We start from the raw sequence: 21,183 nt of genomic DNA on the forward strand, positions 1-21,183 counted from the left end.
CCTAATGTGGCCAGCCCGGCGGGGTACGCCGGGTCGCCGCGGACCGGCTACGGTGACACTGCACCGTGCGTGTCGGCGCGCGGGTGCCACCCGCCCGGGTGGTGGAACGGCAGACACGGCCGCCTTAAAAGCGGCTGCCGAAAGGCGTGCGGGTTCGACCCCCGCCCCGGGCACCCAGCCGCCACGGCGTCCGCGTTCCCATCGTGATCACCAGGAGTGGGCCGGGCAGTTTACTCTTGGGGTGCACGTTCACGTGCAAACGACCCCCTGAGGGAGGCCAGACAGTGAAGACCTCGAACCCGGTGCTCGCCCGGCTCGGCCAGGCGGCCGAGCGGGAGCGCTCCGCCGGGTACGCACCGGCCGGGCCGTACGGACAGCCCGGCATTCCGCAGCAGTACCCGTCCCAGGCCGGCTACCCGGCCGCACCGCCCGCCGTGGCACCGATGACCGTCGACGACGTGGTCGTCAAGACGGTCGCGCTGTTCGGCATCCTCGGCATCACCGCCGCTGCCGCCTGGGTGCTCGTGCCCGACGCGCTGGTCGGCACCGCCTGGATCGGCGCGGCGGTCGTCGGCCTGGTGCTCGGCCTGATCATTTCGTTCTCCCGGATGGCCAACCCGGCGCTCGTCATCGCGTACGCGGTCGTCGAAGGTGTCTTCGTCGGCATGGTCAGCAAGGCGTTCGAGTCCGCCTACGACGGCATCGTGCTCCAGGCCGCCGTGGCCAGCTTCGGCATCTTCTTCGTGATGACGATGATCTACAAGGCGAAGATCATCCGGGCCACCCCGGTCTTCGTCAAGGTCATGACTTCGGTGATCATCGGCCTTGCCGCGGTCATGCTGATCAACCTGGTGCTGGCGCTGTTCGGCATCAACACGGGTCTGCGTGACGGCAGCCCGCTCGCCATCGGCTTCAGCCTCGTCTGCATCGTGGTCGCTTCGCTGAGCTTCGTGCTCAGCTTCAAGGAGATCGAGGACGGCGTCCGGATGGGCCTGCCCCAGCGCTACTCCTGGGTGGCCGCGTTCGGCATCCTGGTCAGCCTGGTCTGGCTCTACATCGAGATCCTGCGCCTGCTGAGCTACTTCCAGGGCGACGACTGATCTCGTCCGTCCCGCTGACCGGCGCCCGCTCCCGCTCTCGCGGGGGCGGGCGCCGTCGTCCGCGCCGTTTCGCCGCCGCCGCCGGGCCGTCCGGGGCAGAGTGACTGCGAGGGGTACGCGGGCGAAGGAGGCGACGGTGCGCAGCAACAACCCGGTGCTCAACCGGCTGGACGAGACCGGCCGGTTGGAGTCCCGGGTGGTCAGCTCCCGCGACGTCGAGCCGATGACCGTCGACGACGTGGTGGTGCGTACCGTCGGATTGCTCCTGCTCACCGGCGCGGCCGCCGCGGTGTCCTGGGCGGTGGTGCCCGACGCGGTGTGGTTGGGGGCGGCCCTGGCCGGCAGCGCCCTGGCCTCGATCGTGCTGGTCCTGGTCATCTCGCTGCGGGGGATCACCAACCCGGTGCCGATCGTCGGCTACGCGGTGCTCCAGGGGCTGCTGCTGGGGGTCGCCAGCCGGACCTTCCAGCAGGTCTACCCCGGGATCGTGGTGCAGGCGGTGGCCGGCACCTTCGGCGTCTTCCTCGGCATGGCGGCGCTGTACCGGGCCCGGGTGATCCGCGCGACGCCCCGGCTGGCCCGCCTGGTGATCGGCACGCTGCTCGGTATCGCCGTGCTCAGCGTGGTCAACCTGGTGTCGTACCTGATCTCCGGACGGCCGGGGCTGGCGGTCTACAGCGTCAGCGGGGAGGTCGGCTGGTTGCCGTACGCCTTCTCGGTCGTGGCGATCATCGCCGGTGCGTTCAGCTTCATCCTCGACTTCGACCTCGTCGAGCGTTCGGTGCGCGACGGCCGACCCCGCCGGTACGCGTGGCTGAGCGCGTTCGGCCTGCTCACCGGCCTGGTCTTCCTCTACTGGCAGCTGCTACGGCTGCTCAGCTACCTGCGCCGCTGAGCGGCCCGGAATGTCGGGGTCGGCGCCGGCCGTAGACTCGGCGGCGATGAGCGCAGCGGAGTTGGAGCGGGCCGTGCAGTTGCTGGTCCGCCAGGTCGGGCACTGGGAGCAGCCGCGCTGGGCGGCGGCCGCGACCACCGGCAACGTGCCCCGCGCCGACCTGATGCACCGGTTGGTGCAGGAGATCGCCAATCTGGCCGCCGACGCCGAGGGACAGCCCCGCCGGACCGTGCCCCGGCTGGACAACGACCTGGCCCTACCCGACCAGTTGCGGGTGGTGACGGCCGACCTGCTGGCCGCCGGGGCCGACGCCGAGGCGCTGGCGCGGGCCGCCGCCGAGGTGACGGCGACCCGCGGCGCTCTCTGACGTCGGGTCAGCTCAGGCGTTCGAGCACCATGGCCATGCCCTGGCCGCCGCCGACGCACATGGTCTCCAGACCGATGGTCTTGTCGTGCCACTCCAGCGCGTTGAGCAGGGTGCCGGTGATCCGGGCGCCGGTCATGCCGAACGGGTGGCCGACCGCGATCGCGCCGCCCATGACGTTCAGCTTCTCCTCCGGGATGCCCAACTGCCGGTAGGAGGGGATCACCTGGGCGGCGAACGCCTCGTTGATCTCGACCAGGTCGACGTCGTCGATGGTCATGCCGGCCCGGCGCAGCGCCTGCCGGGACGCCTCGACCGGTCCGAGACCCATGATCTCCGGCGACAGCGCGGTCACGCCGGTGGAGACGATCCGGGCCAGCGGGGTCAGGCCCAGCTCCTCGGCCCGCTGGGCGCTCATCACGACGACGGCGGCGGCGCCGTCGTTGAGCGGGCAGCAGTTGCCCGCGGTGATCCGCCCGTCCGGACGGAACACCGGCTTCAGGCCGGCCACCGCATCCAGGGTGACGCCTGCGCGGGGGCCGTCGTCGGTGCTCACCACGGTGCCGTCCGGCGTGGTGACCGGGGTGATCTCCCGGGCCCAGAAGCCGTCGGCGATGGCCTTCTCGGCGAAGTTCTGACTGCGCACACCGAACTCGTCCATGTCGGCGCGGGTCACGTCGTACACCTGGGCGAGGTTCTCCGCGGTCTGCCCCATGGTCAGGTAGATGTCCGGCAGCTCACCGGCCTCGCGCGGGTCGGTCCAGACCTCGGCGCCGCCCTGCGCGCGGCGCTTCGAGCGCTCAGCGGCCGTCGCGAAGCGCGGGTTCTCCCAGCCGCCGCCGACGAGGGCCTGCGCCTCGGGGGGCAGCCCGTCGGAGCTGCCGCGGGCGTAGCGGGAGACCATCTCGACACCGGCGGAGACGAACACGTCGCCCTCGCCGGCGCGGATCGCGTGCAGCGCCATCCGGGTGGTCTGCAACGAGGAGGCGCAGTAGCGGGTCAGCGTGGCGCCGGGAACGGTGTCCAGCCCCAGCAGGGTGGCCACCACGCGGGCCATGTTGAAGCCCTGCTCACCGCCGGGCAGGCCGCACCCGAGGTAGATGTCGTCGATGGTGGTCGGGTCGAGTTCGGGGATCTTGTCCAGCGCGGCCTGGACGATGGTCGCGGCGAGGTCGTCGGAGCGGACATCGCGCAGGGACCCCTTGTGCGCCCGGCCGATGGGGGAGCGGGCGGTAGCGACGATGACGGCGTCGCGGGACGACTCAATCGGCATGAGCCAACGTTAACCCGCCGGTAACATGGCACGGAAGAAGCAGGCGCGGCGGGAAATGTCACCCCGGTCGGGCGTGCTCTAGCGCCGGGAGGCGACCGCCGCCGCGGCCGTGACGGCCGGCAGCAGGGCGTGCGCCCACACCCGGTAGCCGTCGGCGGACGGGTGGAAGCCGTCGTGGCAGAGCGTCCCCGCGTCGGCCCGGAAGACCGGCCCGGTCTCGGTGGCCAGGTCGACCACCGCGCCACCCGCCTCCAACACCGCAGTGGTCTGCGCGCGGGCCATCCGCCGCCCGGACCAGCCGACCAGCTGACGCAGCGGCGGCGCGATGGCGCGTACGGCGCCGAGGTCGGGGCAGGTGCCCACCACCACCTCGACGCGCGCCTCCCGCAGCCGGTGCACCGCCGCCCCGAGATAGGCGGACGCGTCGGCGGGCCGGCGCAGCCCGGTGGCGTCGTTCGCGCCGATCAGGATCAGCGCCACGTCGGGCCGCTCGCCGAGCAGGGCCCGGGCGACCTGGGTGGCCAGGTCCGTCGAGCGGGACCCGGAGACGCCGACGCTGGACAGGTGCACCCGGCGGCCGGTCGGGCCCTCGGCGAGCAGGTTGGCCAACTGTCCGCCGATGGTGTCCTCGAGGCGGTCGACGCCCACGCCCAACGCCGACGAGTCACCGAGCAGCACCAGCCGCAGCGGCGCGGCGTCGGCCCGGCCGATCGTCGCCCGCAACGCCAGCCCAAGCTCCGGCTCGGCGTAGCGCCGGTGCCGGGCGACGAACGCCTCACCGGCCAGGACGGCGGCGCCGCCCACCGTGCCGGCGAGCAGCGACAGCGCCGCCGCCCGACCCAGGCGGCCGGGAAGACCGGCGGTCACGCCCCGCTCGCTGCGCTCGTTCATGCCAGTCCCTCCACTGTCGAGGTGTCCGTCGCGGAGCCGGACTGCGGCACCGTGTTGACACCGAAGAACGCCCGGCGACGCAGCTGCGCCCACCGGCCGGCCGGTCCTCGGTCGCGGCCCCGGACCTGGGTGCCGCTGACCTCGGTGCCGGCGTGCCGGGCCGCCTCCTGCGCGGCCTTTGGCAGCGACCGTACGCCCTCGCCCCGCGCCGGTGTGGCCCGTCGCTCCGGCCCGGAGCCGAGCGCCGAGAGCATCGTCGGCAGCAGAGCGGCGGCGGCCATCGCGTACCCCTCGGCGGAGGGGTGGAACCGGTCCCAGGCGAACATTCGGTGCGGTTCGGCGGCGAACCGTGGGCCGAGCAGGTCGCCGAGGGACACCGTCGAGCCGCCCGCCTCGACCACCGCCACCGTCTGGGCGGCGGCGAGCTGGCGACTCCACCGGTGCGCCAGCCAGCGCAGCGGTGGCTGGATCGGCCGGATCGCGCCGAGGTCGGGGCAGGTGCCGACGACCACCTCGCAACCGGTGTCGCGCAGCGCGTGGACCGCCTCGACCAGGTAGCGCACCGCCAGGCCGCGCGGCGTGCGGTTGGTGATGTCGTTGCCGCCGATCAGGATCACCGCGATGTCCGGCGCGCACTCCAACGCCGCCTCCACCTGGTGCCGGAGCGCCGCGGAGATGGCGCCGACCACCGCGAAACGGCGCACCAGGACCGGCCTGTGCAGCCGCCGGGACAGGCCGGTGGCGAGCAGCGCCCCCGGTGTCTCCCGGCGGCGGTGCACCCCGTAGCCGGCCGCCGACGAGTCACCGAGCACGACCATGGTGAGCGGGGGGCCGGGGAACTTCGCGCCGTACATCCCGTCGCAGCGCGGCGGCGGGGCCTCGGCCATCGGGATGGTGCGCCGGGCCTGGCGGGCCTGGCCGAGCAGCACCCCGCCGGTCGCCATCGCGGCCGCCGCGGTGGCGCCCGTCCCGATAGCCGCCAGCCGGGCGATCCGCCAGGCCTGCCGCCAGCGCGGACCAACGGGTACGACAGAACCAGCGACCCCCATATGCCGACATTATCGCGCCGGCCCGACACGCCGCTGTCGTCGTCCCGGCTCGGGAGTGCCTGGAAACCGACGAGACGGGGTACCTGTCCGGTGGAGGCCGGCCGACTTGCGCCGACCCGCCACGCTGATCCGGCGGAGAGGAGCGCGACGATGGGGAAGACACTGAAGCGCAGCGCGGCGTTCACGGCCCTGGCGCGGGCACTGGCGGCGGGGGCGCGCGGCGGGCCCTCGCTGGGCAGCCGACTGGCGGCGCTGCCCCGGATGATCCGGGCCACGACCCGGGGGGAGTACGACGGTGGCCTCCGGCTGGCCCTGATGACGGCGGCCACGGCGTACATCGTCTCGCCCATCGACCTGCTGCCGGAGATCCCACTGGCGATCTTCGGGCTGGCCGACGACGCGGTGATGATCACCTGGCTGGCCGGCAGCGTGCTCGCCGAGACCGACCGTTTCCTCGAATGGGAGGCCCGACGCAGCTCGGTCATCCCCGGGGGGCTGGTGCCCTGACGGCACGTACGCTGGTCGGCGAGGATACGTCTGCCCGGCCGCCGTCGCCGGCGCCGCAACGAAGGGCACACCGTGCAGTACTACGACAACGTCGTCGACATGATCGGCAACACCCCGCTGGTCCGCCTGCGCAACGTCACCGAGGGCATCCAGGCCACCGTGCTCGCCAAGGTCGAGTACGTCAACCCGGGCGGCTCGGTGAAGGACCGGATCGCGCTGCGCATGGTCGAGGACGCCGAGGCGGCGGGCCTGCTGCGGCCCGGCGGCACGATCGTCGAGCCGACCAGCGGCAACACCGGCGTCGGGCTCGCCCTGGTGGCCCAGCTCAAGGGCTACAAGTGCGTCTTCGTCTGCCCCGACAAGGTCAGTCAGGACAAGCAGGACGTGCTGCGGGCGTACGGCGCCGAGGTGGTGGTCTGCCCGACCGCCGTCGCGCCGGAGGACCCGCGCTCGTATTACAACGTCTCCGACCGGCTGACCCGCGAGATTCCCGGCGCGTGGAAGCCCGACCAGTACAGCAACCCGGCGAACCCGCGCTCGCACTACGAGACGACCGGCCCGGAGCTGTGGAAGCAGACCGAGGGCCGGCTCACGCACTTCGTGGCGGGCGTCGGCACCGGCGGGACGATCTCCGGCATCGGGCAGTATCTGAAGGAGGCGTCCGAGGGGCGGGTGCGGGTCATCGGGGCCGACCCGGAGGGCTCGGTCTACTCCGGCGGCACCGGCCGGCCGTACCTGGTGGAGGGCGTCGGCGAGGACTTCTGGCCGGAGACGTACGACCGGGGTGTGGCCGACGAGATCGTCGAGGTCTCCGACAAGGCGTCCTTCGAGATGACCCGGCGGCTGGCCCGCGAGGAGGGCCTGCTGGTCGGGGGCTCCTGCGGGATGGCCGTGGTCGCCGCGTTGGAGGTGGCCCGCAAGGCCGGCCCGGACGACGTCGTGGTGGTGCTGCTGCCCGACGGCGGTCGCGGCTACCTCTCCAAGATCTTCAACGACTCGTGGATGGCCCGGTACGGCTTCCTGGACAACTCCGGCCACGAGCCGACGGTGGCCGACGCGCTGGCCAGCAAGCCGGGCGGCCTGCCCGAGCTGGTGCACGTGCACCCGACCGAGACGGTCCGGGACGCGATCGACTACATGCGCGAGTACGGCGTCTCGCAGCTGCCGGTGCTCAAGGCCGAGCCGCCGGTGGTGACCGGTGAGGTCGCCGGCTCGATCGCCGAGCGGGATCTGCTCGACGCGCTGTTCACCGGTCAGGCCCACCTGCACGACACCATCGAGCGGCACATGGGTGACCCGTTGCCGATGATCGGTGGCGGCCAGCCGGTGAGCGAGGCCGTCGGCCTGCTGGAGAAGTCCGACGCCGCGCTGGTCCTGGTCGACGGCAAGCCCAAGGGCGTCCTGACCCGCCAGGACCTCCTGGCTCACCTCGGCGCCCACTAGTTCTCGCCCCGCCTGTCCGCATGCTCGCCTCCGGGGCGGCACGGGCACCTCTGCCGGTCCTTTGCTCTGCTTCACTCCACGCAACACCGAGTGTCCGATTACCGGACACTCGGTGTTGCGTATGTTGAAGCAGAGCAAAGGCCGTGAGGCAGGGCGGGGCGGGGTGGACGCCGCACGAACCGCACGTGGGCGAGCGCCCCACGAAACGCACGATCGTCGGGCAGCAGGGCGTCAGAGGGGGCGGGTGTAGCGGAGCTGGGGCGCGGGGGCGGTGCCCATGTGTTCCTCGCGTTCCGCTCCCGTCGGGGTCCAGCCGCCGCGCTCGTAGAAGGCGCGGGCGTGGGCGTTGTCGCGGAGCACCCAGAGCACCGCCCGCTGCCAGCCCCGCGCCCGCATGGCGTCCAAAGCGTCCACCATCAACGCGCGGCCGGTGCCCCGCCCCTGCTCGGCCGGGTCCAGGTGGATCGCGTTGAGCAGTCCGGTCGCCGGGTCGTCCTCGTCGTCCGGGCCCACGTAGCTGAAGCCGACCAGCACGCCGGCGCGTTCCGCCACGGTCAGCCGGTGGTTGTCGCGCTCCCAGGCCCACCGTTCGGTCCAGTACCGTCCCATCGCCTCCCCGGTCGGCTCGGCCAGCGCTTCCGCCGGCAGGAACGACGAGTAAGCGGCCACCCGGGAGCGTTGGTGCAGGGCGCCGATCCCCATCAGGTCGTCGTCGGTGGCGGGGCGGAGCGTGACGGTCATCCGGCCGAGGCTACCCGGCGGGGCGGGACCTGCACGGTGGTCAGATCCTCGGCGATGACCAGGTCGCCGTCGAATGGCCCGCGGGCCTCGTCGAAGAACCGGCGCGGGTCGGGGTAACGCTGCGAGAAGTGCGTGAGCACCAGCGTGCGTACCCCCGATTCGGTCGCCACCCGCGCGGCCTGCGCCGCGGTCAGGTGGCCGACCTCGGCGGCGAGCGCGGCCTCAGACTCCAGGAAGGTCGACTCGATGACCAGCAGGTCGGCGTGCTCGGCCAGGGCGTACACCCCGTCGCACAGGCCGGTGTCCATCACGAAGGCGAACCGCTGCCCCGGCCGGGGCACGCTCACCTCGTCGCGGGTGACGCGACGACCGTCGAGGTCCAGGTGCCCGTCGCGGATCAGCTCGCCGACGGCCGGACCGGCGATGCCGTACGCGGCCAGCTTCTCCGGCAGCATCCGGCAGCCGTCCGGCTCGACCAGCCGATAGCCGTACGTCTCGATCGGGTGCCGCAGCCGGCGGGCCTCCAGCGTGCCGCAGCTCAGGGCGATCCGTTGACCGTCGGTCTCGATCGGGGTGACCGCCAGCTCGGCGGTCTCGTAGAAGGAGGTGGCGTGCCGCAGTCGGGCGAAGTACTCGGCGCCGCCCGCCGGGAAATGCACGGCGACCGGATGCGACACCCGGTCCAGCGAGAGTCGCTGGATGGTGCCGGGCAGGCCGAGGCAGTGGTCGCCGTGGAAGTGCGTGACGCAGATCCGGGTCAGGTCGGTCGCGGTGACCGTGGTGTGCAGGAGCTGCCGCTGGCTGCCCTCGCCCGGGTCGAAGAGGATCACCTCGTCGTCCCAGCGCAGCACGTACCCGTTGTGGTTGCGCTGCCGGGTGGGGGCCTGGCTGGCCGTCCCGAGAATCACCAGCTCGCGCATCGACACGCTGATCTCCCACAGATATGGAGCGACCCCCGGGGCGCTCCGCGCTGTCGCGCGGGCCGGCTGGACTTGGCCGGCACCCCGGGGGTCGGGTGGCTGTCGTGGATTCGCCGCACCGCTGCCACACGGTCTCGACGGTCGTACTGGTTGCCCGCCTTGCGGCGGACGGATCACTGTCGAGGACAGCGGCTAGCTGACAGCCACCTCACGAGTCCGATTGCTATACAAGTCTGGACCACCTCCTTTCACGTGTACGGCCACGTTATCGAGTTCTCGCCGGGCGCGGCAACGGATTTCGATCACAGGGCCAGACGGGAATGCCCGGCCACCTCGTCGGCGGCCGGGCATCGCGCTCAAGCAGGTGGGTCAGCCAGCGGTACGCGCCACGCCGACCGGGCAGCTCAGCCCGTTCGGGCCGTGGTTGCAGTACCCGTTCGGGTTCTTGGTCGGGGCGAGGTACTGCTGGTGGTAGTCCTCGGCGAAGTAGTAGCTGCCGAGCGGGGCGATCTCGGTGGTGATCTCACCCTTGCCGGCCCGGCTCACGATCGGCTGGAAGGCGTCCCGGGACGACTCCGCGATGGCCCGCTGCTCGTCATTGGTCGTGTAGATCGCCGACCGGTACTGGGTGCCCACGTCGTTGCCCTGGCGCATGCCCTGGGTCGGGTCGTGGTTCTCCCAGAAGACCTTCAGCAGGTCCTCATACGTGATCTTGCTGGGGTCGTACACCACCTGGACGACCTCGGCGTGCCCGGTCCGGCCGGAGCACGTCTCCTCGTACGTCGGGTTCTTGGTGATGCCGCCCGCGTAGCCGGCGGAGGTGGTGTAGACGCCGGGCAGCGTCCAGAACAGCCGCTCGGCACCCCAGAAACAGCCCATGCCGAAGACGGCGACCTGGAGACCCTCCGGGAACGGGCCCTTCAGCGGGGTGCCCAGCACCTCGTGGCGGTCGGCGACCGGCATGGCGATCGGCCGGCCCGGCAGGGCCTGCTCGGGCGAAATCATCTCGGCGTTCATACGGCGCAGGAACACGGTGGGACTCCTCTCGTACCTCTCCCAGCGTGTAACACCGGTGGGTCTTTCTTCCTTACCCGTGCCACTGTGACTCAGGCCCCGCCACCCAGGCCGGCGGCGATCCGGTCGGCGTAGGTCTGTGCGTCGGTGTCGTCGGCGTACCGGGTGCGCGGCCAGAAGAAACCCCGCAGCCCGTCGCCCTTGGTTCGCGGCACCACGTGGGTGTGCAGGTGCGGGACGGATTGGGACACCTTGTTGTTCAGCGCCACGAACGTCCCACCCGCCCCCAGAGCGGCCTCCACCGCCACCGCCAGCCGCTGGACCAGCGCGAAGTAGCCGGGCAGCAGGTCGGCCGGAAGCTCGGCCAGGGTCACCAGGTGCGCCCGGGGCACCACCAGCACGTGCCCCTTGAACACGGGCCGGGTGTCCAGGAACGCCACCCCGTCCGGCTCGTCGGCGACCCGGAACGCCGGCACGTCACCCGACACGATCCCGCAGAACACGCACCCGCTCATCGCCCCAGGCTATGTCGCCGGCTGACCGGCCCGCCGCCCCCTGGCCGGCACGTGGGGGCCGGGCCGGACAGGCCCGTCCCCACCCGGAGCGCGGGTTCCGTTCCAGCCCGCCGGACGGGGGCACTAGCCTCACCAGAATGAGTCACGGCTTCGAGACGCTCGCCATTCACGCCGGTCAGGACCCTGAGGCCCGCACCGGCGCGGTGATCCCGCCGATCTACCAGACCAGCACGTACGCCCAGGACGCCGTCGGCGCGCCCCGGCTCGGCTACGAGTACAGCCGCTCCGGCAACCCGACCCGCGACGCCCTCCAGGAGTGCCTGGCCGCGCTGGAGGGCGGGCCGGTGGGCCTCGCCTTCGCCAGCGGCCTGGCCGCGGAGGACACCCTGCTGCGGGCCGTCTGCCAGCCGGGCGACCACGTGATCATCCCGGACGACGCGTACGGCGGCACCTACCGGCTCTTCGCCCGGGTGGCCCAGCGCTGGGGCCTGGAGTTCACCCCCGCCAAGGTCTCCGACGCGGCCGCGGTCCGGGCCGCCGTGCAGCACGGTCGGACGAAGATCGTCTGGGTGGAGACGCCGACGAACCCGCTGCTCGGCATCGCCGACATCGCCGCCCTGGCCGCCGTGGCGCACGACGCGGGCGCGCTGCTGGTTGTCGACAACACCTTCGCCTCGCCGTACCTCCAGCAGCCGATCGCCTTCGGCGCGGACGTGGTGGTGCACTCCACCACCAAGTACGTCGGTGGGCACTCCGACGTCGTCGGTGGCGCGCTCGTCGTCGCCGACGCCGGGCTCGGCGAGGAGTTGCGCTACCACCAGAACGCGATGGGCGCGATCAACGGCCCGTTCGACGCCTGGCTCACCCTGCGCGGCATCAAGACCCTCGGGGTACGCATGGACCGGCACTGCGACAACGCCGAGCGGCTCGCCGCGTACCTGGACGGGCACGCCCAGGTGGCCGAGGTGATCTACCCCGGGCTGCCCTCGCACCCTGGTCACGAGGTGGCCGCGAAGCAGATGCGTCGGTTCGGCGGCATGATCTCGTTCCGCGCCTCCGGCGGTGAGGACCACGCCGTGGAGATCTGCAACCGCACGAAGCTCTTCGTGCTCGCCGAGTCGCTCGGCGGCGTGGAATCCCTGATCGAGCACCCGGGCCGGATGACACACGCAAGTGCTGCCGGCTCGCCGCTTGAAGTTCCCGGCGATCTCGTGCGACTGTCTGTCGGCATCGAGACGGTCGACGACCTGCTCGCCGATCTGGAGCAGGCGCTGGGCTGACCGCTGGGGAGGATGGCCGTGCAGGACATCATGTCGACCTGGGTCGGGGCGACCGCCAAGCAGATCGCCCGGGGCGTACGCAGGGGTGACGTCTCGGCCACCCAGGTCGTCGCCGACCACCTGGAGTACATCGCCTCGGCCGACCGCGAGCTGGCGGCTTTCCGCGCCGTTCGCGGCGGCGAGGCGATCACCGAGGCCGAGAAGGTCGACGAGCAGGAGGACCTGGCCAACCTCCCCCTGGCCGGGGTGCCGGTGGCGGTCAAGGAGAACACCCCGGTCGCCGGCCTGCCCACCTGGAACGGGTCGGCAGCCGTGCGGACCGACGTCGCGGAGGCCGACCACGAGGTGGTGCGTCGGCTGCGCGGCGCGGGCGCGGTGATTCTCGGAGTCACCCGGATGCCGGAGCTGGGGCTGTGGGCACTCACCGACGACGACAGCGCGGTGACCCGCAACCCGTGGGACAACACGCGTACCCCCGGTGGCTCTTCGGGCGGCGCCGCCGCCGCGGTCGCCGCCGGTCTGGTGCCGATCGCGCACGGCAACGACGGGCTCGGCTCGATCCGGATCCCGGCGGCCTGCTGTGGCCTGGTCGGTCTCAAGCCCGGCCGGGGCGTGGTGCCCTGCCAGCTTGGCGCGGACGACTGGTTCGGTCTCACCGAGCACGGCATGTTGACCAGCACTGTCGCGGACGCCGCGGTCGGCTTCTCGGTGCTCGCCGGCCGGCGAGCGGAGAAGCTGGTCCCGCCGCAGCGGCTGCGGGTGGGTGTCTCACTGCGCTCCCCGGTGCGCGGCGTCTCCCCGGACGCGCCCAACCGGGACGCGGTGGCCACCGCCGGCCGGCTGCTCGCCGCCGCCGGACACGACACCGTACCCGCCGATCCGGTCTACCCCACGGCCCTGGGCCTGCAGGGCATCGCCACCTGGTTCGCCGCGGCCGCCACCGACGTCCGGGCCGCCGGGCTGGACCGACGCGGCCTGCAGCGCCGCACCCGGCGGCACGTCGCGCTGGGCGAGTGGGCGCAGCGTCGCGGTTACGTCCGGGAGGCCGACCGGGCCGCCTGGCGGCAGCGGTCGGTCGACTTCTTCACCGACCACTCGGTCGACCTGCTGCTCACCCCCGCGCTGGCCAGCGCGCCGCCGGAGGCCGGGCGCTGGTCCGAGCGGTCCTGGCGGGCGAACATGTCGGCCAACATCCGGTACGCCCCGTACGCCGCACCGTGGAACATCGCCGGCCTGCCGGCGATCGTGGTGCCGGTGGGCCGCCGGCCCGACGGCCTGCCGGTCGCCGTGCAGATCGTCGGCCCGCCCGGCTCGGAACTGCTGCTGCTCGGCGTGGCCGGTCAGTTCGAGATGGCCGCCCCGTGGTCGCGTCACGCCCCCGGTTATCCCCTCGTCGGAACGGGGTCGCCGGCCGCCGCATGATCGTCTACCGTGTGCGCGCAACGTCGCGCGGACCCGGGGGACACCAATGCGCTGCCAGACCTGCGGGGACCCCACGTCCCCCGAGCACAACGACTGCCAGCGCTGCTACACGCCGCTGGGCCAGCCCGCCGTCATGCCGGGTCTGCCGACCTACCGGGTACGCGGGATCGGCCTGGCGGCGAACATCGCCGTCGGCGCGACCGCCCTGCTCTACCTGGTGGTGGCGCTGTCCCCGCTGATCGGGATGGCGATGGCCCGGCAGGCCAGGGTTAACGACGACGTGGACCTGCTGCTCGGCGCGGCGATCGTCGGAGGGCTGCTGTCGCTGCCCATGGTGGTGGCGCACCTCACCGCCGCCGTACTGGTGATCATCTGGACGTGGCGGGCGCGGAAGAACACCGACGCCTTCCCCGGCGCCCTGCCGACGCTGGGGGCCGGCTGGGCGATCGCCGGCTGGCTGGTGCCCTTCGCGAACTTCGTGGTGCCGGCCCGGGTGGTGGCGGGCGTGGCGCGGGACAGCCTCTGGCGGCGGTTCACGCCGACCCTCGTGGTCGTCTGGTGGTGCGCCTGGCTGGTGTTCAGCGTCGGCGACCGGGTGCGCAGCCGCGTGGACGAGCAGGCGTACAACCGGCTGCCGGAGACCCCGTTCACCGACGCCGGCTACCAGGCGTACGTCGACTACTACCGGGACTCCCTGCTCCGCAACACGCTGCCCGCGCTGGGCTGCGCAATCGCCGCGGTGACGCTGATCCTGCTGATCCACCGGATCTCCGCCGCGCAGGAGGCCCGGATCGCCCGCGCCGCCCCGGTGTGGCCGACCGCCCCGGTCTGGCCGGGGGCGCCGGTGTGGCCGGCGGCGCCGGTGTGGCCCGCGTCCGCTCCGCCCTCGGCCGGTCCGGCTCCGACGATGGCGACCCCGGCGGCCCCTGCCCCGCCAGAGGCTCCTGCCGCGGCCCCGGCGGGTCCTGCCGCGGCCCCGGCGGCCCCCGCGGGCCCTGCCGCACCGGAGGCCGCGCCGACACCGTGATCCACTCGGGATCGCTGATGTGGCGGTGTCCGGGCGCGGTTGATACCGCGACATCGGGGATGTCGAGTGGATCAACCCGGTGTCGCCGCAGGGGACGCCGGGGCCGGATGGCACGATCGGGGGCATGACGGAACTGGTCGGCCTCGACGACGTACGGGCTGCGCGGAAACTGCTCGCCGACGTCGTCCGGACCACCCCGCTGGAGCCCTGCCGGCCACTGAGCGCGGCACTGGGCGGACCGACCTGGCTCAAGTGCGAGAACGTGCAGCGCGCCGGCTCGTACAAGGTGCGCGGCGCGTACGTGCGGATCTCCCGGCTGTCGGCGGCCGAGCGCGAACGCGGCGTGGTCGCGGCGAGCGCCGGTAACCACGCCCAGGGAGTGGCTCTCGCCGCCGGGCTGGTCGGCACGCACGCGACGGTCTTCATGCCGGTCAACGCGCCGCTGCCGAAGGTCGCCGCCACCAAGGGGTACGGCGCGCAGGTCGAGCTGGCCGGCAACACGGTCGACGAGTCGCTGGTGGCGGCGCAGACGTACGCCGAGCGCACCGGCGCGGTGCTCATCCACCCGTTCGACCACCGGGACGTGATCGCCGGGCAGGGCACGGTGGCGTTGGAGATCCTCGAACAGTGCCCGGACGTGCGGACGATCATCACCGGGGTGGGCGGCGGCGGCCTGATCTCGGGCATGGCGGTGGCCGCCAAGGCACTGCGGCCCGACGTCCGCATCATCGGCGTGCAGGCGGCCGGCGCGGCGGCCTTCCCGCCCTCCCTGCTGGCCGGGGAACCGGTCCGGCTGCCCGCCTTCGCCACCATCGCGGACGGCATCGCGGTCGGGCGACCGGGGGAGATCACGTTCAACCATGTCCGCAAGCTCGTCGACGAGATCGTCACGGTGACCGAGGAGGACATCTCCCGGGCCCTGCTGATGCTGTTGGAGCGGGGCAAGCAGGTCGTCGAGCCGGCCGGGGCGGTCGGCGTGGCCGCGCTCCTGGCCGGCGTGGTGGAGGTGGAGACGCCCGTGGTCGCGGTGCTCTCCGGCGGCAACATCGACCCCCTGCTGATGATGCGGGTGATCGAGCACGGGCTGGCCGCCGCGGGTCGCTACCTGCGGGTGACCGTGCGCTGCTCGGACCGGCCGGGGCAACTCGCGTCGCTGCTCAGCCAGATCGCCGAGCACCGGGCCAACGTGGTGGACGTGGAACACCAGCGGGCCAATCCGCACCTGGGCCTCGGGGAGGTGGAGGTGGCGCTGTCGGTGGAGACCCGTGGTGTGGAGCACTCCGACACGCTGATCAGCGCCTTGCGGGCCAGTGGTTACCAGGTGGTCTTCGCCGCCGAGGCGTGACACGGGTGGGTGTCACGCCTCGGCGGCGGCACACGTCAGACGGCGCTCAGGTGCCCTGTGCCCTGAAAAGCCGCTCGGCGACCGCGGCGCAGAGCCGCGTGACGCTCAGCCGGAGAACGGCTCGAAACTGACCACGGTCACCTTGATGTCGGCGCCACTCGGGGCCGTGTAGGTGCAGGTCTGCCCGGAGCGGCCACCCAGGATCGCCTTACCGAGCGCCGACTCGGGGCTGTAGACGGTGAGGTCGGTGGTGGCGGCGATCTCCCGTGAGCCGAGCAGGAAGGTCTCGGTGTCGTCGGCGTCGTCGTCGAAGTAGATCGTCACGACCATGCCGGGCGACACCGCGTCGGCCGTCGGGGCCTCGCCGACCTTGGCGGTGCGCAGCAGTTCCTGCAGGTAGCGGATGCGACCCTCGGCCTTGCCCTGCTCCTCGCGGGCGGCGTGGTAGCCGCCGTTCTCGCGCAGGTCACCCTCCTCGCGCCGAGCGTTGATCTCGGCTGCGATCGCCGGCCGGTTGGCGATGTGCTCGTCGAGCTCGGCCTGGAGGCGGTCGTACGCGTCCTGGGACAGCCAGGTGGCGGGCGCCTCGTTGCCAGTGGACACAGGCGTTCTCCTCAGTTGTGCGTGGCTGGCTGACAGGTGAACTACCAAGTTACCAGTGCGGTACGACACAGCGTGGCGGCGATCACCGCCGGTGTCCGCCTCCGGCACTCGCGGTCGACGCGCCGCGACGGGTTGACCGCAGGCGTTGCGGAGTGACGTCTGCGCAGCTCAGGCAGGAGGCCGGCAGCGCAGCACCTCGCCGATGAACGGTCTGGCGGAGGTGCTCAGACGGTGCCGGGTGGTGACGTGCCGGTCGCCGGGTGCGGCGCTCACCGTGACCTCTTCGCGGGCCACCTCGACGCCGGCGCGGTCCCGGGCGCGCAGCACACAGACCGCCGAGCCGCCCGACGGCACGGTCACCCGGAAGTCGACGACCACCTGGCTGTCCGTGATGTCGGTGTACGTGATCACCTGAGCGTCGTAGACCGGGTCGCCGTACTGCCGGTAGAGCCGCAGCGAGATCAGGCTCAGCACCGTCACCAGCACCAGGAGGACCAGCGCGGCCAGCAGCGTACGGCGGCGGCCCCCGCCGGGCGCCCGGCGGCGACCGTAGCGGCCGGCGGGGAAAACCGGCGCGCCCGGTGAAATTGTGGCGTGCGTCTCGGTCACCGGCGGGTATCTCCTGGCGTTGTTGTCGGCGGCATCGGCAAGAATGGCAGAAGTCCATCCTCCCAGCCCGGCCAAACGGCAGGAATGGCAGGTCGGGCCCCGCGGTGCCGACCGGCAGCGGGGCGAGGAGGGTCCCGGCAGGTCAGCCGGTCGAGCCCGGTCGGGTCCACCGGCCGGCACAGACGAGGAGCGCCGAAGTTGGCAGAGCAGCTGCGTCTCATGGCCGTCCACGCGCACCCGGACGACGAGTCGAGCAAGGGTGCGGCGACGATGGCGAAGTACGTCGCCCAGGGGGTGGACGTGCTGGTGGTGACGTGCACCGGTGGTGAGCGCGGCAGCGTGCTCAACCCCAAGCTCGACCGGCCTGACGTCTGGGCCAACATCGCGGAGATCCGGCGCGCCGAGATGGACGCCGCGCGGGCGATCCTCGGCGTCGACCAGGCCTGGCTCGGGTTCGTCGACTCCGGCCTGCCCGAGGGTGACCCGCTGCCGCCGCTGCCCGAGGGCTGCTTCGCGCTCCAGGACGTCGAGGTGGCGGCCGGCCCGCTGGTGCGCCTGATGCGTGAGTTCCGTCCGCACGTGGTGACCACGTACGACGAGGAGGGTGGCTACCCGCACCCCGACCACATCATGTGCCACAAGGTGAGCGTGGCCGCGTTCGAGGCCGCCGGCGACCCGGAGCGCTACCCGGAGCTGGGTGCCCCCTGGCAGCCGCTGAAGCTCTACTACGACATCGGTTTCTCCAAGGCCAGGATCATGGCCCTGCACGAGGCCATGCTCGCCACCGGCGCCGAGTCGCCGTACGAGGATTGGCTCAAGCGCTGGGACGAGCGTCCGGACAAGGGCCCCCGCATCACCACCCGGGTGGACTGCGCCGAATACTTCCCCGTCCGGGACGACGCGCTGCGCGCCCACGCCACCCAGGTCGACCCGGACGGCTTCTGGTTCCACGTGCCCATGGAGCTGCAGCAGCGTGCCTGGCCGACGGAGGATTTCGAGCTGGCGCGCACCGTGGTGGACAGCCCGCTGCCCGAGTCCGACCTCTTCGCCGGAGTGCGGGAGACGGCGCACGCGGGTTGATTCCGGCCGGGGCTACCCTGGTAGGCAGTCGCACAACGGAGGAACGCCATGCTGACCGCTGCCCAGGTGCTCGCGGAGAACAACTTCGGTGACACCCGCACGGGTGGTCTGGCCGGACCGATGGGCCTCTTCCTCATCCTGCTGCTGTCCGCCGCGACCATCCTGCTGATCCGTAACATGAACGCCCGGCTGCGGCGTCTGCCCGACCGGTTTCCCCAGCAGGGGCGGCCGACCGATGCGACCAGGGCCGACGCTTCAGTCGTCGATCCGACAGACGGGACCAGCGCGCATGATTCATCCACGCGCGCTCCCAATGGGCACCAGCAGCAGCGGAACGGGTAGTCCGCGCATGATTCACGCCGAACCGGGTGGTGGACCCCTGTTGCGACCACCCGGTTTGGCTTAGCCTTCCGCCGGGGGGACCAAAAGTCCCCGAGCCGTGCGCGGAAGGGGGCGCCGATGACCGTCACAGCACCGGCCGCCCGCCGTACCGTCGGTCGGTCGGCTGACGGGGGAGGTCGATGACCTCCGGCACGGGCGGCGACCCGTTCGACCGTCTCGGGGTGCACGGCATGCCAGCCCGGCTGCTCGTGCTGACGGCTGCGGTGACGGTGACGGCTCTGGCCGCCGCCGTGGTCGGTCTGACCCTTCCGGCCGGGCTGCCGTCCGATGATCCTCTTGGTGCTCCGGCCCGCTTCGGCATCGCCGTCGCCGTCCTCGCCGTGGCCCAACTCGCCCGGCTTCGCTTCCGCACCTCCGCCGGCATGGTCAGCATCACCTGGGGCGAGGCCGCCCTGATCGTCTGCCTCTACCTCGCGCCGGCCGGCTGGCTGCCGTCGGCCACCCTGCTCGGCACCGGGCTGGCCTGGACGGCGCTGTCGCTGCACAGCGACCGTCGCCCGCCGCTGGAGATCGTCCGGATCGCCGCGTCGCTGACTGCCGCGTCGGCGCTGGCCGTGACCGTGACCACCGCCCTGGGGCATCCGCTGCTCGCCTCGCCGACGCCGATGCTGGCGCTGGCCGTGATCGCCGGTTCGGTGACCTACCTCCTGGTGACCGCGTGGCTCGGTGGCGTGACGCTGGGTCTGCGGCACGGGCTGCCCATCGGGCCGCCGCTGCTCGCCGCGCTGCGCGGCAAGCTGCTGATGTTCGTGGGCAACGTGGCGGTCGGCCTGGTCGTGGTCGCGCTGCTGGAACTGGATCCGCGCTGGTTGCTGCTGCTCCCGCCATTGCTCTGGCTGCTGCAACAGACCTACCGCTACCGGCTGCGCGCGGACCAGGAACGCCGGACGTGGCGTGCCTTCGCCGAGGCCACCGCGGCCCTCAACCAGCTCGACGAGCGGGGCGTGGCCAGCGCGGCGGTGACCGGCGCGCTGGCGCTGTTCAACGCCGAGTTGGTCGACGTCGACGTGGCCCGGGCCGACGGCAGGTGGCGTCGCTACCGGGGAGACGCCGGCGGTCGGCTGCTCGACCGGGAGGTGAGCCCTCCGGACCGGTCGGAGCCCGACGAGTACGAGTTGGTCCGTCCCCTGTCGGTGGGCGCCGCGCCGGTCGGCCAGCTACGGGTCCGGTTCCCGCGCTCCGCTCCACCCGCGACCCGGGAACGGGACGCGGTGGCGGCCTTCGGCGACGCGCTCGCCGCCGCCCTGCACGACGCCGCGACCCATCGCGAGCTGCGGCTGGTCACCGCCCGATCGTCGTACGAGGCGGTGCACGACCCGCTCACCGGGCTGGCGAACCGTACGGCGATGCTCGGCAAGGGCGACCAGTCGCTGCGGCAGCTCGCCCACGACCACCCGGTTGCGCTGCTGCTGCTGGACATCAACCAGTTCAAGGAAGTCAACGACACCCTCGGGCACGCGGCCGGCGACCAGTTGCTGCGGCTGACCGCCAACCGGCTCAGCGCGCTGGCCCGCCCCGGTGACCTGCTCGGCCGGCTCGGCGGCGACGAGTTCGCGCTGCTGCTCACCTCGGTCCCCGTGCTCGGCGACCGGGCCGCGCCGATGGCGCACGCGCTGCGGCAGGCTCGCGAGATCGCCGAGCGGCTGGCCGCACCGACCGAGGTGGCCGGGGTGCGGATGTCCATCGAGGTCTCCGTCGGGGTGGTGGTCGCCGACGCCGGCACCGCCGACCTGACCGAGCTGCTGCGCCGCGCGGACATCGCGATGTACCAGGCCAAGGAGGGCGGCGGCAGCGTCGCCGCGTACGACAGCACCCGGGACGCGGCCAGCACCGACCAGTTGGCCCTGCTGGCCGAGCTGCGCGAGGCGCTGAAGGTCGACGACCAGTTGGTGCTGGCGTTGCAGCCGGCGGTCGACCTGGCCACCGGCGCGCCCACCGGGGTGGAGGCGCTGATCCGCTGGCAGCACCCCCGCCGTGGCTGGCTGAACCCGGCCGACTTCATCCGCCCGGTGGAAAACAGCGAGCAGCTCGGCACCTTCACCCGCTACGTGCTCGACAAGGCGCTCGGCGTGGCCGCCGGCTGGGCCCGCGAGGGGCTGGACGTCCCGATCTCGGTCAACCTCTCCGCGCGCAGTCTGCTCGACCCGCGCCTGCCGGCGGAGATCGCCGACGCGCTGCGCCGACATCAGGTGCCGCCGCACCGGCTGGTCCTGGAGATCACCGAGACGGTGGTGATGAGCGAGCTGGAGATCATCGACGAGGTGCTCGCCACGCTCCGGTCGATGGGTGTGCAGCTCGCGGTGGACGACTTCGGCACCGGCTTCTCCTCGTTGACCTTCCTCACCCGGATCGCCGTGGACGAGTTGAAGGTGGACCGCTCGTTCGTGATCCGGATGACCGACTCGCCGGAGGCCGCGGCGATCGTCCGGACCACCGTCGGGCTCGCCCACGAGCTGGGGCTGCGGGTGGTCGCCGAGGGTGTGGAGACGGCCGAGCAGCGGCTGGCCCTGGCCGAGCTGGGCTGCACGTCGGCGCAGGGCTACCACTTCTTCAAGCCGATGCCGGCGGACAAGATCGGCGCGGTGCTCGGGTCGCTGCGCGACTCGGCCGAGTCGAACGTCTTCCGGCTACGCGCCGACGGCGCCTCCTGACGAGGAAAGCCGGGGGTTAACAGGAATTGCGTAGCGGAGTGCGCTTGCAGAA

The 21,183-nt window shown here is 72.5% G+C and carries 20 protein-coding genes, 1 tRNA gene and 1 pseudogene; 13 read left to right on the top strand and 9 right to left on the bottom strand.

All coding sequences use genetic code 11. The features are described 5' to 3' along the window. Positions 1-92: 92 nt before the first annotated feature. The 4 genes from ABZU53_RS00535 to ABZU53_RS00550 all read left to right on the top strand — a co-directional run bounded on the left by ABZU53_RS00535 (position 93) and on the right by ABZU53_RS00550 (position 2,362). A tRNA-Leu gene (locus ABZU53_RS00535) sits at positions 93-173 on the top strand. A 111-nt stretch (positions 174-284) separates the two neighbouring features. Then, the gene (locus ABZU53_RS00540; protein WP_354854173.1) at positions 285-1,100 is read left to right on the top strand and encodes a Bax inhibitor-1/YccA family protein; all 816 of its coding nucleotides are present in this window, start codon (positions 285-287) and stop codon (positions 1,098-1,100) included. A gap of 136 nt (positions 1,101-1,236) precedes the next feature. After that, positions 1,237-1,995, top strand: a complete 759-nt coding sequence (locus ABZU53_RS00545) for a Bax inhibitor-1/YccA family protein (protein WP_354854175.1) — start codon at positions 1,237-1,239, stop codon at positions 1,993-1,995. A 46-nt stretch (positions 1,996-2,041) separates the two neighbouring features. Further along, positions 2,042-2,362 carry a hypothetical protein gene (locus ABZU53_RS00550; RefSeq protein WP_354854177.1) on the top strand — a complete coding sequence of 107 codons (321 nt, stop codon included), beginning with the start codon at positions 2,042-2,044 and terminating at the stop codon, positions 2,360-2,362. 7 nt (positions 2,363-2,369) lie between these two features. Here ABZU53_RS00550 and ABZU53_RS00555 read toward each other — a convergent pair whose 3' ends face one another. From ABZU53_RS00555 to ABZU53_RS00565, 3 genes and pseudogenes are all read right to left on the bottom strand, one after another. Then, positions 2,370-3,632 carry an acetyl-CoA C-acetyltransferase gene (locus tag ABZU53_RS00555; protein ID WP_355062979.1) on the bottom strand — a complete coding sequence of 421 codons (1,263 nt, stop codon included), beginning with the start codon at positions 3,630-3,632 and terminating at the stop codon, positions 2,370-2,372. A 78-nt stretch (positions 3,633-3,710) separates the two neighbouring features. Then, positions 3,711-4,523 (bottom strand): SGNH/GDSL hydrolase family protein, encoded by an 813-nt coding sequence (locus tag ABZU53_RS00560; RefSeq protein WP_355063217.1) that lies wholly within the window; start codon positions 4,521-4,523, stop codon positions 3,711-3,713. After that, a pseudogene (locus tag ABZU53_RS00565) lies at positions 4,500-5,572 on the bottom strand (SGNH/GDSL hydrolase family protein); the annotation flags it as partial. The pseudogene ABZU53_RS00565 and the gene ABZU53_RS00560, both read right to left, overlap by 24 nt. Positions 5,573-5,722: 150 nt before the next feature. Between ABZU53_RS00565 and ABZU53_RS00570 the strand changes: the two are divergent. Then, a complete protein-coding gene (locus ABZU53_RS00570) occupies positions 5,723-6,079 on the top strand; it encodes a YkvA family protein (RefSeq protein WP_354854181.1) in 357 nt (118 codons plus the stop codon). Positions 6,080-6,151: 72 nt separating this feature from the next. Further along, entirely contained in the window at positions 6,152-7,522 is a 1,371-nt protein-coding gene (locus ABZU53_RS00575) for a cystathionine beta-synthase (RefSeq protein WP_355062980.1), read from the top strand. Positions 7,523-7,753: 231 nt separating this feature from the next. Here ABZU53_RS00575 and ABZU53_RS00580 read toward each other — a convergent pair whose 3' ends face one another. The 4 genes from ABZU53_RS00580 to ABZU53_RS00595 form a co-directional block, all read right to left on the bottom strand. After that, positions 7,754-8,263: a GNAT family N-acetyltransferase gene (locus tag ABZU53_RS00580; protein WP_355062982.1), complete on the bottom strand. Its 510-nt coding sequence runs from the start codon at positions 8,261-8,263 to the stop codon at positions 7,754-7,756. After that, the gene (locus ABZU53_RS00585) at positions 8,260-9,189 is read right to left on the bottom strand and encodes a ribonuclease Z (RefSeq protein WP_355062984.1); all 930 of its coding nucleotides are present in this window, start codon (positions 9,187-9,189) and stop codon (positions 8,260-8,262) included. The genes ABZU53_RS00580 and ABZU53_RS00585 overlap by 4 nt, the downstream gene beginning before the upstream one ends. A 363-nt stretch (positions 9,190-9,552) precedes the next feature. Further along, positions 9,553-10,215, bottom strand: a complete 663-nt coding sequence (msrA, locus tag ABZU53_RS00590; protein ID WP_354854188.1) for a peptide-methionine (S)-S-oxide reductase MsrA — start codon at positions 10,213-10,215, stop codon at positions 9,553-9,555. Positions 10,216-10,289: 74 nt separating this feature from the next. After that, a complete protein-coding gene (locus ABZU53_RS00595; protein WP_355062986.1) occupies positions 10,290-10,712 on the bottom strand; it encodes an HIT family protein in 423 nt (140 codons plus the stop codon). A 137-nt stretch (positions 10,713-10,849) separates the two neighbouring features. Here ABZU53_RS00595 and ABZU53_RS00600 point away from each other — a divergent pair, with 137 nt between their 5' ends. The 4 genes from ABZU53_RS00600 (at position 10,850) to ilvA (ending at position 15,786) form a co-directional block, all read left to right on the top strand. Next, on the top strand, positions 10,850-11,992 hold the full coding sequence (locus ABZU53_RS00600; protein WP_355062988.1) for a cystathionine gamma-synthase: 1,143 nt from the start codon (positions 10,850-10,852) through the stop codon (positions 11,990-11,992). A 12-nt stretch (positions 11,993-12,004) separates the two neighbouring features. Beyond that, complete coding sequence (locus ABZU53_RS00605; RefSeq protein ID WP_355062990.1) at positions 12,005-13,414, top strand: amidase; 1,410 nt, start codon at positions 12,005-12,007, stop codon at positions 13,412-13,414. A gap of 46 nt (positions 13,415-13,460) precedes the next feature. Continuing rightward, positions 13,461-14,441: a DUF4328 domain-containing protein gene (locus ABZU53_RS00610; RefSeq protein ID WP_355062992.1), complete on the top strand. Its 981-nt coding sequence runs from the start codon at positions 13,461-13,463 to the stop codon at positions 14,439-14,441. Between the two features lie 124 nt (positions 14,442-14,565). After that, positions 14,566-15,786, top strand: a complete 1,221-nt coding sequence (gene ilvA, locus ABZU53_RS00615; RefSeq protein ID WP_355062994.1) for a threonine ammonia-lyase — start codon at positions 14,566-14,568, stop codon at positions 15,784-15,786. Positions 15,787-15,891: 105 nt separating this feature from the next. Here ilvA and greA read toward each other — a convergent pair whose 3' ends face one another. Both greA and ABZU53_RS00625 read right to left on the bottom strand, forming a co-directional pair. After that, a complete protein-coding gene (gene greA / locus ABZU53_RS00620; RefSeq protein ID WP_354854199.1) occupies positions 15,892-16,389 on the bottom strand; it encodes a transcription elongation factor GreA in 498 nt (165 codons plus the stop codon). A gap of 168 nt (positions 16,390-16,557) precedes the next feature. Continuing rightward, positions 16,558-16,998, bottom strand: coding sequence for a DUF4307 domain-containing protein (locus ABZU53_RS00625; protein ID WP_355062995.1), 441 nt, complete (start codon positions 16,996-16,998; stop codon positions 16,558-16,560). Positions 16,999-17,196: 198 nt separating this feature from the next. On the opposite strand from ABZU53_RS00625, the gene mca reads away from it, so the two are divergent. From mca to ABZU53_RS00640, 3 genes are all read left to right on the top strand, one after another. Next, positions 17,197-18,078 carry a mycothiol conjugate amidase Mca gene (mca, locus tag ABZU53_RS00630; protein WP_354854202.1) on the top strand — a complete coding sequence of 294 codons (882 nt, stop codon included), beginning with the start codon at positions 17,197-17,199 and terminating at the stop codon, positions 18,076-18,078. A 48-nt stretch (positions 18,079-18,126) separates the two neighbouring features. Beyond that, complete coding sequence (locus ABZU53_RS00635) at positions 18,127-18,420, top strand: hypothetical protein (protein ID WP_354854204.1); 294 nt, start codon at positions 18,127-18,129, stop codon at positions 18,418-18,420. Positions 18,421-18,650: 230 nt separating this feature from the next. Beyond that, positions 18,651-21,131: a bifunctional diguanylate cyclase/phosphodiesterase gene (locus ABZU53_RS00640; RefSeq protein WP_355063219.1), complete on the top strand. Its 2,481-nt coding sequence runs from the start codon at positions 18,651-18,653 to the stop codon at positions 21,129-21,131. Positions 21,132-21,183: the final 52 nt, after the last annotated feature.

This window comes from Micromonospora sp. NPDC005194 (genome assembly GCF_040608335.1).
In the GTDB taxonomy this organism is placed as follows: Bacteria; Actinomycetota; Actinomycetes; order Mycobacteriales; family Micromonosporaceae; genus Micromonospora.